The sequence below is a fragment of the Streptomyces sp. NPDC002776 genome (assembly GCF_053592195.1).
In genome coordinates, this window is the sequence record NZ_JBSFVG010000018.1 from 35,954 (window position 1) to 50,698 (window position 14,745).

The 14,745-nt window shown below is 73.3% G+C and carries 13 protein-coding genes; 8 read left to right on the forward strand and 5 right to left on the reverse strand.

Annotated features, from left to right (window positions below):
• Positions 1 to 55 precede the first annotated feature (55 nt).
• Positions 56 to 865: an SDR family oxidoreductase gene (locus ACWD11_RS29200; protein ID WP_451286554.1), complete on the reverse strand. Its 810-nt coding sequence runs from the start codon at positions 863 to 865 to the stop codon at positions 56 to 58.
• Positions 866 to 890: 25 nt separating this feature from the next.
• A complete protein-coding gene (locus tag ACWD11_RS29205) occupies positions 891 to 1,325 on the reverse strand; it encodes a hypothetical protein (RefSeq protein WP_451286556.1) in 435 nt (144 codons plus the stop codon).
• 484 nt (positions 1,326 to 1,809) lie between these two features.
• Between ACWD11_RS29205 and ACWD11_RS29210 the strand changes: the two genes are divergently transcribed.
• Together ACWD11_RS29210 and ACWD11_RS29215 are read left to right on the forward strand one after the other, a co-directional pair.
• Complete coding sequence (locus ACWD11_RS29210) at positions 1,810 to 1,983, forward strand: hypothetical protein (RefSeq protein WP_389418975.1); 174 nt, start codon at positions 1,810 to 1,812, stop codon at positions 1,981 to 1,983.
• A 55-nt stretch (positions 1,984 to 2,038) separates the two neighbouring features.
• Positions 2,039 to 2,521, forward strand: a complete 483-nt coding sequence (locus ACWD11_RS29215; protein ID WP_451286558.1) for an N-acetyltransferase family protein — start codon at positions 2,039 to 2,041, stop codon at positions 2,519 to 2,521.
• Here the strand turns inward: ACWD11_RS29215 and ACWD11_RS29220 are convergent.
• Positions 2,502 to 3,875 carry an amidase gene (locus tag ACWD11_RS29220; protein ID WP_389418973.1) on the reverse strand — a complete coding sequence of 458 codons (1,374 nt, stop codon included), beginning with the start codon at positions 3,873 to 3,875 and terminating at the stop codon, positions 2,502 to 2,504. The two genes, ACWD11_RS29215 and ACWD11_RS29220, sit on opposite strands and share 20 nt — an antisense overlap.
• Before the next feature lie 103 nt (positions 3,876 to 3,978).
• On the reverse strand, positions 3,979 to 5,004 hold the full coding sequence (locus tag ACWD11_RS29225) for an alpha/beta hydrolase family protein (protein ID WP_451286560.1): 1,026 nt from the start codon (positions 5,002 to 5,004) through the stop codon (positions 3,979 to 3,981).
• 170 nt (positions 5,005 to 5,174) lie between these two features.
• Here ACWD11_RS29225 and ACWD11_RS29230 point away from each other — a divergent pair, with 170 nt between their 5' ends.
• The 6 genes from ACWD11_RS29230 to ACWD11_RS29255 all read left to right on the forward strand — a co-directional run bounded on the left by ACWD11_RS29230 (position 5,175) and on the right by ACWD11_RS29255 (position 13,229).
• Entirely contained in the window at positions 5,175 to 8,198 is a 3,024-nt protein-coding gene (locus ACWD11_RS29230; protein ID WP_451286562.1) for an alpha-mannosidase, read from the forward strand.
• A complete protein-coding gene (locus ACWD11_RS29235; protein ID WP_451286564.1) occupies positions 8,195 to 9,328 on the forward strand; it encodes a winged helix DNA-binding domain-containing protein in 1,134 nt (377 codons plus the stop codon). The genes ACWD11_RS29230 and ACWD11_RS29235 overlap by 4 nt, the downstream gene beginning before the upstream one ends.
• 67 nt (positions 9,329 to 9,395) lie before the next feature.
• A complete protein-coding gene (locus ACWD11_RS29240; RefSeq protein ID WP_451286566.1) occupies positions 9,396 to 10,724 on the forward strand; it encodes an L-fuconate dehydratase in 1,329 nt (442 codons plus the stop codon).
• The gene (locus ACWD11_RS29245) at positions 10,721 to 11,476 is read left to right on the forward strand and encodes an SDR family NAD(P)-dependent oxidoreductase (RefSeq protein WP_451286567.1); all 756 of its coding nucleotides are present in this window, start codon (positions 10,721 to 10,723) and stop codon (positions 11,474 to 11,476) included. The genes ACWD11_RS29240 and ACWD11_RS29245 overlap by 4 nt, the downstream gene beginning before the upstream one ends.
• Positions 11,473 to 12,414 carry an aldo/keto reductase gene (locus ACWD11_RS29250; protein WP_451286569.1) on the forward strand — a complete coding sequence of 314 codons (942 nt, stop codon included), beginning with the start codon at positions 11,473 to 11,475 and terminating at the stop codon, positions 12,412 to 12,414. The genes ACWD11_RS29245 and ACWD11_RS29250 overlap by 4 nt, the downstream gene beginning before the upstream one ends.
• A complete protein-coding gene (locus ACWD11_RS29255; RefSeq protein WP_389418966.1) occupies positions 12,411 to 13,229 on the forward strand; it encodes an amidohydrolase family protein in 819 nt (272 codons plus the stop codon). Before ACWD11_RS29250 ends, ACWD11_RS29255 begins: the two co-directional genes overlap by 4 nt.
• Here the strand turns inward: ACWD11_RS29255 and ACWD11_RS29260 are convergent.
• Positions 13,217 to 14,641 carry a lipase maturation factor family protein gene (locus ACWD11_RS29260; protein ID WP_451286571.1) on the reverse strand — a complete coding sequence of 475 codons (1,425 nt, stop codon included), beginning with the start codon at positions 14,639 to 14,641 and terminating at the stop codon, positions 13,217 to 13,219. The two genes, ACWD11_RS29255 and ACWD11_RS29260, sit on opposite strands and share 13 nt — an antisense overlap.
• Positions 14,642 to 14,745 lie beyond the last annotated feature (104 nt).

Sequence of the window (14,745 nt, forward strand, 5' to 3'; positions counted from 1 at the left end):
GAGGGCTTCGGGGTCGATGATCCCACCGGGTGACCGGGCTCGCCACGGGCCGCCGTCACGGTCCCGTCGGCGCCTGGTCGCGCAGACGGTCCTGGAGGGGCGAGCCGGTCGCTGACGCGGACGCCGCCCGGACCCGGGTGCCGCCGTCCACCAGGAGGTCGGCGCCGGTCACCCATTCGGCCGCGTCCGAGGCCAGCCAGACGACGGCTCGGGCCACGTCCCGCGGGGAGCCGATGCGGGCGAGCGGGAGGGCCGCGGCCAGCTGCGGTTCCGCGTGCTCCCAGACGAAGCGGGCCATGTCGGTGCGGATCAGGCCCGGGGAGACGGAGTTGACGCGCACCCTCGGGGCCAGTTCGCCCGCGAGCTGGCGGGTGAGGTGCAGGAGGGCGGCCTTGCTGGTGCCGTAGGCGCCGATGTGCGGGCCCACGTGTCCGGCGCCCTCCGTGCAGATGTTGACGACCGTGCCGCCGTGGTCGCGCATCCAGGCGCGCCAGGCGTGCTGGACCAGCCGCAGCGGGGCTTCCACGTTCACCGTGAACGCCGTGCGCCAGGCGAGCGGGTCGACGTCCATGAGCGGGCCGTAGGGCCGGTTCGTCGCGGCGTTGTTGACCACGATGTCGAGGCGGCCCAGTTCCCGTACGCAGAAGTCCGCCAGCGCCCGCGGATGCGCCGGGTCGGCCACGTCACCCGGCAGCCCCGCACCGCCCAGCTCCGCCGCCGTGCGCCGCACGTCCTGCGCGTCCCTCGCCGTCACGCATACCCGCGCGCCCGCTTCCGTGAGCGCGCGGGCGACGGCGAGACCGATGCCGCGGGTGGCACCGGTGACCACGGCGGCCCTGCCCTGGAGTCCGTACGGCGGCATCATCGCCGTACCGTCTCATGACGGATCGTCAGTCGACAGCCCCGAGGCGGGAGTTCCGGGCGGCGAGCAGTTCCAGGACGGTGCGCCAGTCCTCCAGGACCCCGGCGTCGAAACCGGCGGTGCGGCTCTCCTCGGCCGCCTGGCGCAGCCGGAGCAGGTCGTCGTCGGCGGGGTCGGCACCGGGGCCCTGGGCGCGGACCAGCCGGGCCACCCGCTCGCCGAGCAGGGGGCGTACGGCGTCGGCGGCCCGGTCGCCGGGCCCGAGCAGCGGGCCGATCGCCTGGACCAGCCCGGCCGCCTGGAGTTCCTTGTCGGCGGGGCGGCACCGGCGCAGCAGCGCGGCGGTGCGCAGCGCGTGCTGGTGCAGATCGGTTCCGGCGGCGCCGACGCGACCGGGGGCAACCCATGCGCCCCGGCAGGCGTACAGCAGATCCATCAGCTCCTCGACACTGCGCAGCTCCATGCGCCAGTCCTCCCGCCGGACAGCCGTTGCCGTCCGCCAGCAGACCATGGGTGGCTTGCGATTCGGCCAACGGGACCTGAACTGCGCGGCGTGCGGCGGCGGCGCGATACGTGCGACGGGGAGGGCATCCCAACGGCATCCCAACGGCCCGTGCAGGGCACCCGTTCGCCTCGGTCCCACGCAGGGGTGAACCAACAGGGGAGGAAACAGGACGTCTTCAGACAGTAACCCCGAGTTTTCAGCCCCATCGAGCGGGTACCCGCTCATTTGGTTACTCTGTAGCGGACGGACAGCAGAAATGGGTCCCACCCACACCCACGGTCCGTCCCGGGACAGCCGGTTCACAACGGTCTGCTCCGTACGAAGAACCGGCGCCACCGCGTCCGAACGGTCTTTCGACTCACACCCGAGCGGGCTACCGGCGACGGGCGGATCGGCCCGGCGCAGTGGTCCCGAGGGTGACCCGACACATAAGGAGTGCGCGGTGACACCGGAGAAGACGAAGCGCGAACAACGCCCCAAGGATCGCCCCGAACGCGCGGGCCGTCGGCCCGGCGAACTCGGCAGCCTGGACGTGTGGGCCCGGTCGGCCCCGATCCGCCTCGCGGGTTACGAGGACGACCTCGCCGAGCCCCACATCCTGCCGAGCGTGGACTGAAGGCCCGAGAAGCCTTCGCGATCGACGATCGCATGGGCGTGCGAGACTGGCGCCCATGCTGATCAGAGAAGCCGCGGCCGAGGACTGGCCGCGGATCTGGCCTTTCTGGCATCGCATCGTCTCCGCCGGCGAGACCTACGCCTGGGACCCGGGCACCTCCGAGGAGGCGGCCCGGGTCCTGTGGACGAACCCGGCGAAACAGGTGTACGTCGTCGAGGACGAGACCGGCGCCATCGTCGCCTCCGCGTACCTCACCCCCAACTACGGTGGCCCCGCCGCCCGGATCGCCAACGCGGGCTTCATGGTGGACCCCGCGCACACGGGCCGCGGCATCGGCCGCCTCCTCGCCGAGCACGTCCTGACCGCCGCCAAGGCGCACGGCTACCGGGGCATGGTCTTCAACGCCGTCGTCGAGACCAACCCCGCCGTCGCGCTGTGGCTGTCCCTCGGCTTCACGATCCTCGGCACGGTCCCGGACGCGTTCGAGCATCCGCGGCACGGGCTGGTGGGCCTGCACATCATGTACCGAGCCCTGTAGAAGACCCGGCTCGGTCCAGCGGCGCGGTCCGCCGCCACGGCCGCAGGCGCTCCAACTGGGCCGCCAGTTCCAGCAGATCGGTCTCCGCGCCCGGGCGGCCCACCAGCTGTACGGCGCACGGGGCGCCCGAGGGCAGGGCGCCGACGGGGATGCTCATGGCCGGCCAGGCGGTGAGGTTCCAGGGCGGGGTGAAGGGGGAGCAGGCGGTGTTCGCCACGATGTTGCGCAGCCAGCCCCGCTCGTGCCAGGGCGCGGCCTCGGGAGAGCGGCGGGCCAGGGCGGGGGTGAGCAGGATGTCGTAGCGCTCGAAGAACGGGTCGAGGACCCGGCGCAACTCCTCCCGGGCCGTGCCCTTGCGGGCCTGACCCGCGAAGCGCCTGCCGATCGCCGCGTGCACCTTCGTGCGGCGGGTCAGCGACCGCGGGTCCAGGCCCCGGGCGTCGACCGACGTGCCCGCCGTCCAGTGGGCGAGCGCGGTGAGCCCGAGCGTCATCGGGTACGGGGGATCCGCCCGGCGCACCTGGTGGCCCGCCTTCATCAGCACGCCCGCCGCCTCGCGCGCCGCCGCCCGGTACGGGGCGCTCACCGCGACTCCCGCGATCGGGCTGCGCAGCGACACCGCGACGCGCCGTCCGCCCCGCGTCGAGGCGGGCGGGAGCTCCCCGTCGGCCATCACCGCCAGCAGCAGGCGCGCGTCCTCGACCGTCGTCGCGAGGGGCCCGTTCTCCGACATGCCGAACCAGTCGCCCTCACCGATGCCCGCCGGCACCACTCCGCGGCCGGGCTTCAGGGTCACCAGGCCGCAGTTGGCCGCCGGGATGCGCAGGGAGCCCATGCCGTCGTTGCCGAGGGCGACCGGCACCAGGCCCGCGGCGACCGCGGCCGCGCTGCCGCCCGACGAACCGCCCGCCGAGCGCGAGGTGTCCCACGGATTGCGGGAGATGCCGTGCACCCCGTCCGTGGTGCCGAAGACGCACAGCTCCGGCACGTTCGTCAGCCCGACGACCACCGCCCCCGCCGCCCGCAGCCGGGCCACCGTGACATGGTCGTCGGCGGCCGGTGCCCGCGATGTCGCCGCGGAGCCGACGCGCAGTGACTCGCCGCAGACCGCGAGGTTGTCCTTGACCGCCACGGGCACGCCCGCCAGCGGCAGTTCGGCCAGGTCACCGCGGGCGCCCACGGCGTCGGCCTCGGCGAGCGCCGCCTCCGCGCGCACCGTGCGGAAGGCGCCGATCCGGCCGTCCAGGCGCGCGATCCGGTCGAGGTGCTCGGCGACCACCTCCCGGGGCGTGGTCCGCTTCTCCCGTACGGCGGCGGCGATCTCGACGGCGGTCCGGCCGACCCAGCTGCTCACAGGGGGCTCCTTCGGGTGCTGCGCAGGAGGATTACTCGCGGGTACGTCGGAGAGAACTCTGCCCGCCGAGCGCCCCGGCGTCGAGAGCGCGGCCCGGCGCCGCTCAGCGCAGGTGCCGCTCGAAGAACGCCGTCGTCGCCTCCATCGAGTCCGGCCACCGCGGTCCGAAGGTGTGCCCCTCGCCCCGGTACCGGCGCAGCTCCACGTCCTTCCCGGCCGCCTCGAACGCCGCCACCGTCCGCTTCGACCAGGCGAGCGGGCAGGTGTCGTCGGCGGTGCCGTGGTGGATCAGCAGCGGCTCCGTCGCCCGGTGTGCGAAGGTCAGCGGCGAGACGTTCCGCCAGAACCGCGGGTTCTCCTCGGGCGTGCCGTGCGCCGCGTCGATCTCGGCGGCGATCGGGTCGCCCTCGCCGCGCTGGAACCGCTCCAGGTTGTCCTGCGGCCGGCCGCTCACCGGCGCGAAGACCACCGCCGCGTCGACCAGACCGGGCGTCACCACGAGCGTGTTGTACACAACCCCGCCGCCCATCGAGCGCCCGAGCAGCCCGATCCGGTCCCCGTCGATCTCCGGCCGGCCGGAGCCGCGCAGTGCCAGTACCGCGCCGATGACGTCCGAGGTGTAACCGAGGCGCAGGTTCACGTCGTTGTCGGGGTCGTCGTCGGAGCGGGCGTGATTGCGGTAGTCGGTGTGCAGGACGACGTACCCCTCGCGGGCGAGCAGGTCCTGTTCGCGGGCCAGGCCCCGGCCGGTGGTGTAGACGGCCGGGTCGATGTAGCCGTGCGCGAGCACCAGCGCCGGGAAGGGGCCCTTGCCCGCCGGGATGTTCATCAGCCCCGAGATCGTCAGACCGTCGCTCTCGTACGTCACGGCGTACGAGGTGTAGGCGGCGGTGCGCGCCAGGACGGTCCCCAGGCGCAGGCCGGAGCCGCGGTGCTCGCGCTGGATCAGGGCCTGGAGGGAGACGGGGTCCACGGGGGAGGGGGAGGGTGCCGGGGCGGCGGAGGTCGTACGCGGGCTTGCGCTCGCGGACGCCGTCGGGCGCGCGTCCTCGTCCGCGCCGCCGGTGCAGCCCGCCGCCAGCAGCAGCGACAGCCCGGCGGCGGCACAGGCCAGTCCCCGCAGCCGCATGCCGCCATTGTCCCCCTGCGGGGCGCCGGCGGGGAGCGGTTTCCCCGGGGCCGGTTCGAAGCGGGTGCGGCAGGGGAGCTGTACACCAGGTCAGCCCCTGAGACGGTCACCCGCTCCCGGTGGCCGTCTCCCGCTCGGAACCCCGCCCGGACGACCTACGGAGACCCCGTATGCATGACGACCGCAGCCTGGTCGAAGGCCGCCTCAAGCGCGTCCTCGACGAGCGCATCCGTCCCGCCGTGTACCCCGAGTCCGTACCCCTCCAGGTGGCGGTGTGGCACGCGCCCGGTGAGCCCGTGCCGGTCGCCGAGGGACTCGCGGCCGAGCCCGAGCCGATCGAGGTGGGCGCGAGCTGGGGTGCTCCGTGGGGCACCAGCTGGTTCCGGGTCACCGGCACCGTCCCCGAGGCGTGGGCCGGGCGGACCGTCGAGGCCCTGCTCGACCTGGGCTTCGACGAGAACATGCCCGGCTTCCAGTGCGAGGGCCTGGTCTACCGGCCCGACGGCAGCCCGGTGAAAGGACTCAACCCGCGCAATCAGTGGGTACGGATCGGCGCGCCCGTCGAGGGCGGTGAGGAGGTGCGGCTGCACGTCGAGGCCGCCTCCAACCCGGTCGTCCTCGGCTACCACCCCTTCGTGCCCACGCCGTTGGGCGACCAGCACACCGCGGGCAGCGCACCCCAGTACACGCTCGCCCGGATGGATCTCGCGGTCCTCGACGAGACGGTGTGGGAGCTGGTGCTCGATCTGGAGGTGCTCGGTGAGCTGATGGCCGCGCTGCCCGTGGACTCCCCGCGGCGCTGGGAGATCCTGCGGGCGGTGGACCGGGCGCTGGACGCGATCGACCTCCAGGACGTCAACGGCACGGCGGCGCAGGCGCGGGCACGTCTGGAGACGGTGCTGTCCGAACCGGCCGTGCCCTCCGCCCACCGCATCAGCGCCGTCGGCCACGCGCACATCGACTCGGCGTGGCTGTGGCCGCTGCGCGAGACGGTCCGCAAAGTGGCCCGCACCACCGCCAACATGACCGCGCTGCTGGAGGACGAGCCGGAGTTCGTGTTCGCCATGTCCCAGGCACAGCAGTGGGCATGGGTGAAGGAGCACCGGCCCGAGGTGTGGGCGCGGGTGAAGAAGGCGGTGGCGGACGGGCGGTTCGTGCCGGCCGGTGGGATGTGGGTGGAGTCGGACACGAACATGCCGGGCTCGGAGGCGATGGCCCGGCAGTTCGTGCACGGCAAGCGCTTCTTCCTCGACGAGTTCGGCATCGAGAACGACGAGGCGTGGCTGCCCGACACCTTCGGCTTCGCCGCGGGCCTGCCGCAGATCATCAGGGCGGCGGGCTCCAAGTGGCTGCTGACGCAGAAGATCTCCTGGTCGCGGACGAACCCCTTCCCGCACCACACCTTCAGCTGGGAGGGCATCGACGGCACCCGGATCTTCACGCACTTCCCGCCCGTCGACACCTACAACTGCTCCATGAACGGCGCCGAGATCGCCCACGCCGCCCGTAACTTCCGGGAGAAGGGCGTCGCCCGGCACTCCCTCGCGCCCACCGGCTGGGGCGACGGAGGCGGCGGCACCACCCGCGAGATGATCGCCAAGGCGGCCCGCCTGCGCGACCTCGAAGGCTCGGCGACGGTGGTGTGGGAGACCCCGGCGGAGTTCTTCACCAAGGCGCAGGCCGAGTACCCGAACCCGCCGGTCTGGGTCGGCGAGCTCTACCTGGAACTCCACCGCGCCACCCTCACCAGCCAGGCGCGGACCAAGCAGGGCAACCGGCGCAGCGAACACCTCCTGCGCGAGGCCGAACTGTGGGCCGCGACGGCCGCGGTACGCACCGGATTACCTTATCCGTACGAGGAGTTGGACCGTATCTGGAAGACGGTGCTGCTCCACCAGTTCCACGACATCCTGCCCGGTTCGTCCATCGCGTGGGTGCACCGGGAGGCACGGGCGACCTACGAGCGCCTCGCCGCGGAGCTGAACGGGATCATCGACGCCGCCCAGGGCGCCCTGGCCGGGGAGGGCTCGACCCCGCTCGCCTTCAACGCCGCCCCGCACCCCCGCGACGGCGTCCCGGCGGGCGGCGCGGGAACCCCGGCCGACGAGGGCCGGACCCGGCTCACCTCGGGGCCCGGCGGCGGGCACGTCCTCGACAACGGCCTGCTGCGCGTCGGGATCGACGCGCGCGGGCTGGTCGTCTCCGCCTACGACCTCGACGCCGACCGCGAGACGATCGCACCGGGCAGCGCCGCGAACCTCCTCCAGCTCCACCCGGACTTCCCCAACATGTGGGACGCCTGGGACGTCGACGAGTTCTACCGGAACACGGTCACCGATCTCACCGAGGTGGACAAGATCGTCCCCGACGGGCACGCGGTGCGGATCGTACGGTCCTTCGGCGGCTCCCGCGTCACGCAGGTGCTCTCCCTCGCGCCGGGGGAGCGGCGGCTGCTCGTGGACACGGAGGTCGACTGGCACGAGACGGAGAAGTTCCTGAAGCTCGCCTTCCCGCTCGACGTGCACGCCGAACGGTACGCCGCCGAGACCCAGTTCGGGCACGTCCACCGGCCCACCCACACCAACACCTCCTGGGAGGCGGCGAAGTTCGAGGCGTGCAACCACCGGTTCGTGCACCTGGAGGAGCCGGGCTGGGGCGTGGCGATCGTCAACGACTCGACGTACGGGCATGACGTGACCCGCACGGTCCGTACCGGCGGCGACCGCGGGACGACCACCACGGTGCGCGTCTCCCTGCTGCGCGCCCCGCGCTTCCCCGACCCCGAGACCGACCAGGGCGTCCACCGCTTCCGGCACGCCCTGGTGCCGGGCGCGGCCATCGGGGACGCCGTCCGCGAGGGCTGGCGGATCAACCTGCCCGAGCGGCGCCGCACCGGCGCCGGGGAGGTCGTCCCACTGGTCGGCGTCGACCGGGACGCCGTCGTCGTCACCGCGGTCAAGCTTGCCGACGACGGCAGCGGCGATGTGGTCGTCCGCTTCCACGAAGCGCACGGAGGCCGCTCCCGCGCGACCCTCACCGCCGGTTTCGAGGTCGCGGACGTCACCGCCACGGACCTGCTGGAGCGCCCGCTCGCGGACGGTGCCGTCGAGCGGGACGGCAACCGTGTCGCCGTACGGCTGCGGCCGTTCGAGCTGGTGACGTTGCGGTTCCGGAGGGCAGAATCCGTGCTGTGAAGATCAGCGCGCGGGAACTGAACCGGGCCACCCTCGGCCGCCAACTGCTGCTGCGCCGCGAGCCGCTGGGGGTGGCCGAGGCCGTACGGCGGATCCTGGCGGTGCAGGCGCAGCAGCCGGCGTCGCCGTATCTCGCGCTGTGGAACCGGCTCGCCGGCTTCGCGCCGGCCGATCTGGACGCAGCCTTCGCCGACCGCACCCTCCTGAAGGCGACCCTGCTGCGGATCACCCTGCACGCCGTCCACCACGAGGACTACCGGATGCTCCGGGAGGCGATGCGGCCGACGCTGCACGCCTCCCGGCTCGGGTACCGCTTCGCCGCCGCCGGGCTCACCCCGGCCGACGCCGCCGAACTGGAGCCGGGGCTGATGGAGTTCGCGGCCGAGCCGCGGTCGAACGGCGAGATGACGGCGTGGCTCGGGGAACGGGTCGGCGAGGAGCGGAAGGAGGGGGCGTGGTGGGGGCTGCGGTCCTTCACCCCGCTCGTGCACGCGGTGACCGGGGGACCGTGGTCCTTCGGTACGTCGCCGGCGTACGTCGCGGGGCCGGAGGGCCGGGCCGAGGGCGGGCCCGAGGAGGCGTTGCAGGCCCTCGCCCTGCGCTACCTCGCCTCCTTCGGGCCCGCCTCGATCGCCGACCTGGCCCAGTTCGCCACGGTGCAGCGGGCCCGCGTCCGCACCGCCCTGCGCGCGCTCGCCGGATCCCTGGAGGAGCTGGAAGGCCCCGACGGCACGGTCCTCCACGACGTCCCGGGCGCCCCGCGCCCGCCCGGGGACACCCCGGCGCCGCCCCGGCTGATGGCGATGTGGGACAGCGTGCTGCTCGCGTACGCCGATCGCGCCCGGGTGATCCCGCCCGCCTGTCGCCCGCTGGTGATCCGCGTCAACGGCGATGTGCTGCCGACGCTCCTGGTCGACGGCCAGGTGGCGGGCGTCTGGCGCCCGGTGGAGGGCGGCATCGAGGCCACGGCCTTCCACGAGCTGCCGCCCGGGGTGTGGGAGGAACTGGCCCGGGAGGCCGCGTCCTTGCCGGCGCTGCTGGCGGCACGCGAGCCGCGCGTCTACAGCCGCTACGGCCACTGGTGGAAGAAGCTCCCGGCCGCCCAGGTGCGCGTCCTCCCCGCCGATTGATCGGACCTCTGAGACAGAATTCCGCGAAATCCGCCCCCTCGGGGGCCTGTGGGCGGAGAATGGTCGTATGAATCGCATCACCGCGGTGGACACCTACGACATCCGTTTCCCCACCTCCCGGGAGCTCGACGGCTCCGACGCGATGAACCCGGACCCCGACTACTCGGCGGCCTACGTCGTCCTGCGCACCGACGCCGCCGACGGGCACGAGGGGCACGGCTTCGCCTTCACCATCGGGCGGGGCAACGAGGTCCAGGTCGCCGCGATCGACGCCCTGCGCGGTCAGGTGACCGGACGGTCCGTCGAGGAACTGTGCGCGGATCCGGGGACGTTGAGCCGCGACCTGACCGGCGACAGCCAACTGCGGTGGCTGGGACCCGAGAAGGGCGTGATGCACATGGCGATCGGGGCGGTCGTCAACGCCGTGTGGGACCTGGCCGCCAAGCGCGCCGCCAAGCCGCTGTGGCGGCTCCTGGCCGACGCCGAACCCGAGTGGATCGTCCGCCAGATCGACTTCCGGTACCTCACCGACGCCCTCACGCCCGAGGAGGCCCTGGAACTTCTGCGCCGGGGCCGGGACGGCGCCGACGAGCGCTCGGCGGAACTCCGGAGCACGGGCTACCCCGCCTACACCACCTCCCCCGGCTGGCTCGGCTACGACGACGCGAAGCTGACCCGGCTCGCCACCGAGGCCGTCGCCGACGGGTTCCGCCAGATCAAGCTCAAGGTCGGCGCCGACCTGGCCGACGACATCCGGCGCTGCCGCGTCGCCCGCTCGGCCATCGGCCCCGGGATCCGCCTGGCGCTCGACGCCAACCAGCGCTGGGACGTGGCCGAGGCGATCCGCTGGACCCGTGCCCTCACCGAGTTCGGCCCGTACTGGATCGAGGAGCCCACCAGCCCCGACGACATCCTCGGCCACGCGGCGATCCGCGAGGCGGTCGCCCCGGTGAAGGTCGCCACCGGCGAACACGCCCACAACCGGGTCGTGTTCAAGCAGCTGCTCCAGGCCGGCGCCGTCGACATCGTCCAGCTCGACGCGGCCCGCGTCGGCGGTGTCAACGAGAACCTCGCCATCCTGCTGCTGGCCGCCAAGTTCGGCGTGCCGGTCTGCCCGCACGCCGGCGGGGTCGGACTGTGCGAACTCGTCCAGCACCTGTCGATGTTCGACTACGTCGCGGTCACCGGGACCACCGAGAACCGGGTCATCGAGTACGTCGACCATCTGCACGACCACTTCCTCGACCCCGTGGTGATCCGCGAGGGCCACTACGCGGCACCCACCGCTCCGGGCTTCTCGGCGGCCATGCGCCCCGAGTCCCTCGCCCGGTACACCTTCCCGGACGGCTTCTACTGGACCACCGCCCTCGACGAGGAGAAGGGGCACGCCGCATGAACGACTTCGCGGGACTCAAGGCGCTGGTGACCGGGGGCGCCTCCGGCATCGGACGGGCCACGGCGCACCTGTTCGCCGCGCGCGGCGCCCGGGTCGCCGTCCTCGACCTGGACCCGGCCCCGGTGGAGGAGCCGCTGCTCGCGTACCGCGCCGACGTCACCGACGACGCCGAGGTGCGGGCCGCTGTCGCCGCCGCCGTGGCCGACCTCGGCGGCCTCGACGTGCTGGTCAACAACGCGGGCATCGGCGCCCAGGGGACCGTCGAGGACAACGACGACGCCGAGTGGCACCGCGTCCTGGACGTCAACGTCGTCGGCATGGTCCGCACGGCCCGCGCCGCCCTGCCGCGGCTGCGCGAGTCGCGGCACGCGGCGATCGTCAACACCTGCTCGATCGCCGCCACGGCGGGCCTGCCCCAGCGCGCGCTGTACAGCGCCACCAAGGGCGCCGTGCACGCCCTCACCCTCGCCATGGCCGCCGACCACGTCCGCGAGGGCATCCGCGTCAACTGCGTCAACCCCGGTACGGCGGACACCCCCTGGATCGGCCGGCTGCTCTCCCAGGCCCCCGACCCCGCTTCCGAGCGCGCCGCACTGGAGGCCCGCCAGCCCACCGGACGCCTGGTGACGGCCGAGGAAGTGGCGGGCGCCATCGCCTACTTGGCCAGCCCGCTGTCCGGCGCCACCACCGGCACCGCCCTCGCCGTGGACGGCGGCATGCAGGGCCTGCGCCTGCGGCCGGTGACCCCGTGACCCGGCTCGGCTTCGGCGCCGGAGCCCTCGGCAACCTCTACACCCCGATCAGCGACGAGCAGGCGTACGAGGCGGTCGGCGCCGCCTGGGACCGCGGCATCCGCTACTTCGACACCGCCCCGCACTACGGCCTCGGCCTGTCCGAGCGCCGCCTGGGCGCCGCCCTGCGCGAGCGGCCGCGCGAGGAGTACACGATCTCGACGAAGGTGGGCCGCCGCCTGCAACCGTCGGACGGGGACGGCGACGACCTGGCCCACGGCTTCGCCGTCCCCGCCGCCCACCGCAGGGTGTGGGACTTCACCGCCGACGGCATCCGCCGCACCCTGGACTCCAGCCTGGAACGGCTGGGCCTGGACCGGGTGGACCTGGTCTACCTCCACGACCCCGACGACCACGCCGAAGAGGCCTTCCGCGAGGGATATCCGGCGCTGGAGAAGCTGCGCTCCGAGGGCGTGGTCGGCGCGATCGGCGTAGGGATGAACCAGGCGGAGATGCTCACCCGCTTCGTCCGCGACACCGACGTGGACGTGGTCCTCTGCGCCGGCCGCTACACCCTGCTCGACCAGAGCGCCCTCGCCGACCTCCTGCCCGCCGCCGCAGCACGGGGCACGTCGGTGGTGATCGGCGGGCCCTTCAACTCCGGTCTGCTGGCGGATCCGCGGCCGGGAGCGACGTACAACTACGCCCGCGCGCCGCAGGAGTTGGTGGACCGCGCCCTGCGCATGAAGGAGACGGCCGAGCGCCACGGCATCACCCTGCGCGCCGCGGCCCTGGCCTTCTGCGCGGCCCACCCGGCGGTCACCAGCGTGCTCGTCGGCGCCCGTTCGGCAGCCGAAGTGCACGACTGCGCCGACCACTTCGCTACCGAGGTGCCCGCCTCCTTCTGGCAGGAACTGCGGGACATGGGCCTGCTGGGCGGGGTGGGGGAGCTGCCGTGACGGTCGTGGACGCGCATGTCCATGTCTGGGAGCTGTCCGTCCGCGACCAGGGCTGGATCGCGCCGGGCAGCCTGCTCCGACGTGACTTCACCGTCACGGAGCTGGCGCCTCGGGCCCGCGCGGCAGGCGTGGAGCAAGTGGTCCTCGTCCAGACCGTCACCGTGCCGGAGGAGACCCCGGAGCTGCTGGCCCTGGCCGCCGGGCACGACCTCGTCACCGGGGTGGTCGGCTGGACCGACCTGACCGGCCCCGGCGTGGCCGAGGAACTCGCCCGTCTGCGCGCACTCCCCGGCGGCCGGTACCTCAAGGGCATCCGCCACCAGGTGCAGGGCGAGCCGGACCCGCGGTGGCTGCTGCGGGCGGACGTACGCCGCGGCCTGGCCGCCGTCGCCGAGGCCGGGCTGGTGTACGACCTCGTGGTGCTGCCCTCTCAGCTCCCCGCCTGCGCCGAGGCGGCCGCCGCCCTGCCCGGACTCACCTTCGTCCTGGACCACGCGGGCAAGCCGCCCGTCGCCTCCGGCGCCCTCGAACCCTGGGCCACCGACCTGCGCGCCCTGGCCGCGCTGCCCAACACGGTCTGCAAGCTCTCCGGCCTGCTCACCGAGGCCGACCCCGCCTCCTGGACGGTGGACGACCTGCGCCCGTACGCCCACACCGTGCTCGATGCCTTCGGGCCGCACCGGCTGATGTTCGGCTCGGACTGGCCGGTGTGCACCCCACTCGCCCCCTACGGTGAAGTGCTCGCCCTCACCCGGAACTTGGCCGAAGGGGACGATATCTTCGGCGGCACCGCCCGCCGCGTCTACGACCTGTGAGACACCCCCGCCAGCCGGGTCGGCGGCAGATACTCCCGCACATACGTCCGGTCCCAGCACGCGCCCGTCTCCCGCAGCTCGCGCCACGTCGTGAAGCGGTAGCGGAACAGGCGGGCGCGGATGTAGCGGGGCGGCGCGTCGGGCGGGAAGGGGGAGCGGCGCAGCAGTTTCAGGGTGGCCGGGTCGTTCTCCAGGAGGCGCTCCACCAGGGTGCCGAACCAGGCGCCCGCGTAGGCGGGGGAGAGCGCGGCGAACCACATCATCCAGTCCAGCCGGAGGTGGTACGGCGCGAACTGCCGCGGCCAGTGCCGGGGATCGCCGGGCTTGCCCTTGAACTCGTACTCCCGCCAGTCGGAGTCCTCGCGCGGTACGTCCTCGTCCGTACCCTCGATCACGACCTCGTAGCGGACCCGGCTGACGCTGCCGAACGCGCCGTAGGTGTTGACCAGGTGGAGGGGGTCGAAGGAGCGGTTCATGACCTGGCGGCGGGAGAGCATGTTGCGGACCGGGCGGTAGCTGAGGGCGAGGAGCAGGGCGGAGACGGCGAGGACCACGACCTGGTACCAGGCGGGGGCGTCCGGCACCGCCGATGGGGAGGTGTCGGGAAGCGCGAGCGCGGACAGCGCCAGCACGATGGTGATCCAGTTCAGCCAGGAGAAGTTCCCCGACAGCACCAGCCACAGCTGGGTGAGGATCATCAGGGCCGCGGCGGCCGTGGCGACCGGCTGGGGGGTGAACAGCAGGAACGGCACCACGAGTTGGGTGACGTGGTTGGCGGCCACCTCCACGCGGTGCAGCGGTCGCGGGAGACGGTGGAAGAACCAGCTCAGCGGGCCGGGCATCGGCTGGGTCTCGTGGTGGTGGTCGAGACAGGTCAGCTTCCGCCAGCACTCGTCGCCCCGCATCTTGATCAGACCCGCCCCGAACTCGACGCGGAACAGGACCCAGCGCAGCAGGAACAGCACCACGATCGGCGGGGCCACCTCGTCGTTGCCGAGGAGGACGGCGAGGAAACCCACCTCCAGCAGCAGGGACTCCCAGCCGAAGGAGTACCAGGTCTGCCCCACGTTGACGATCGACAGGTACAGCACCCAGGGCACCAGCCACAGCAGCATGGCGCCCCACAGCGGCAGCAGCCCGTCCACTCCGGCGAGCAGCGCCGCCGACACCGCGCAGCCCGACCAGGCGCACACCGCGAACAGCCGGTCGGTGTAGCGGAAGTGGAACAGGCTCGGTGCCGCCCGGAACGGCACCCGCGCCACGTGAGCGGGCACCGGCAGTAGGCCGCGCTCGCCGATCAGCGCGCGGAACTGGAGCGCCGCCGTCAGGAACGCGACGAGGTACACGCCGGCCAGCGCCCGCTGGAAGACCAGCCGGCTCAGCCAGTACTCGGGTGCGGTGAACCACTCCACGGCCTGCGCTCCTTCGATCCGTTGTGCTGCCAGCCTCCGCCGTTCGGTCACTCTGCGTGCATCACCCCTCCGGTTGCGTAACCCATGCGGGTGAAGCAGACAAT

Excerpts from the sequence above, each read along its gene's own strand:
- ACWD11_RS29205 (WP_451286556.1), bottom strand. The coding sequence starts at position 1,325 with ATGGAGCTGCGCAGTGTCGAGGAGCTGATGGATCTGCTGTACGCCTGC.
- ACWD11_RS29245 (WP_451286567.1), top strand. The coding sequence starts at position 10,721 with ATGAACGACTTCGCGGGACTCAAGGCGCTGGTGACCGGGGGCGCCTCC.
- ACWD11_RS29240 (WP_451286566.1), top strand. The coding sequence starts at position 9,396 with ATGAATCGCATCACCGCGGTGGACACCTACGACATCCGTTTCCCCACC.
- ACWD11_RS29215 (WP_451286558.1), top strand. The coding sequence starts at position 2,039 with ATGCTGATCAGAGAAGCCGCGGCCGAGGACTGGCCGCGGATCTGGCCT.
- ACWD11_RS29225 (WP_451286560.1), bottom strand. The coding sequence starts at position 5,004 with ATGCGGCTGCGGGGACTGGCCTGTGCCGCCGCCGGGCTGTCGCTGCTG.
- ACWD11_RS29200 (WP_451286554.1), bottom strand. The coding sequence starts at position 865 with ATGATGCCGCCGTACGGACTCCAGGGCAGGGCCGCCGTGGTCACCGGT.
- ACWD11_RS29230 (WP_451286562.1), top strand. The coding sequence starts at position 5,175 with ATGCATGACGACCGCAGCCTGGTCGAAGGCCGCCTCAAGCGCGTCCTC.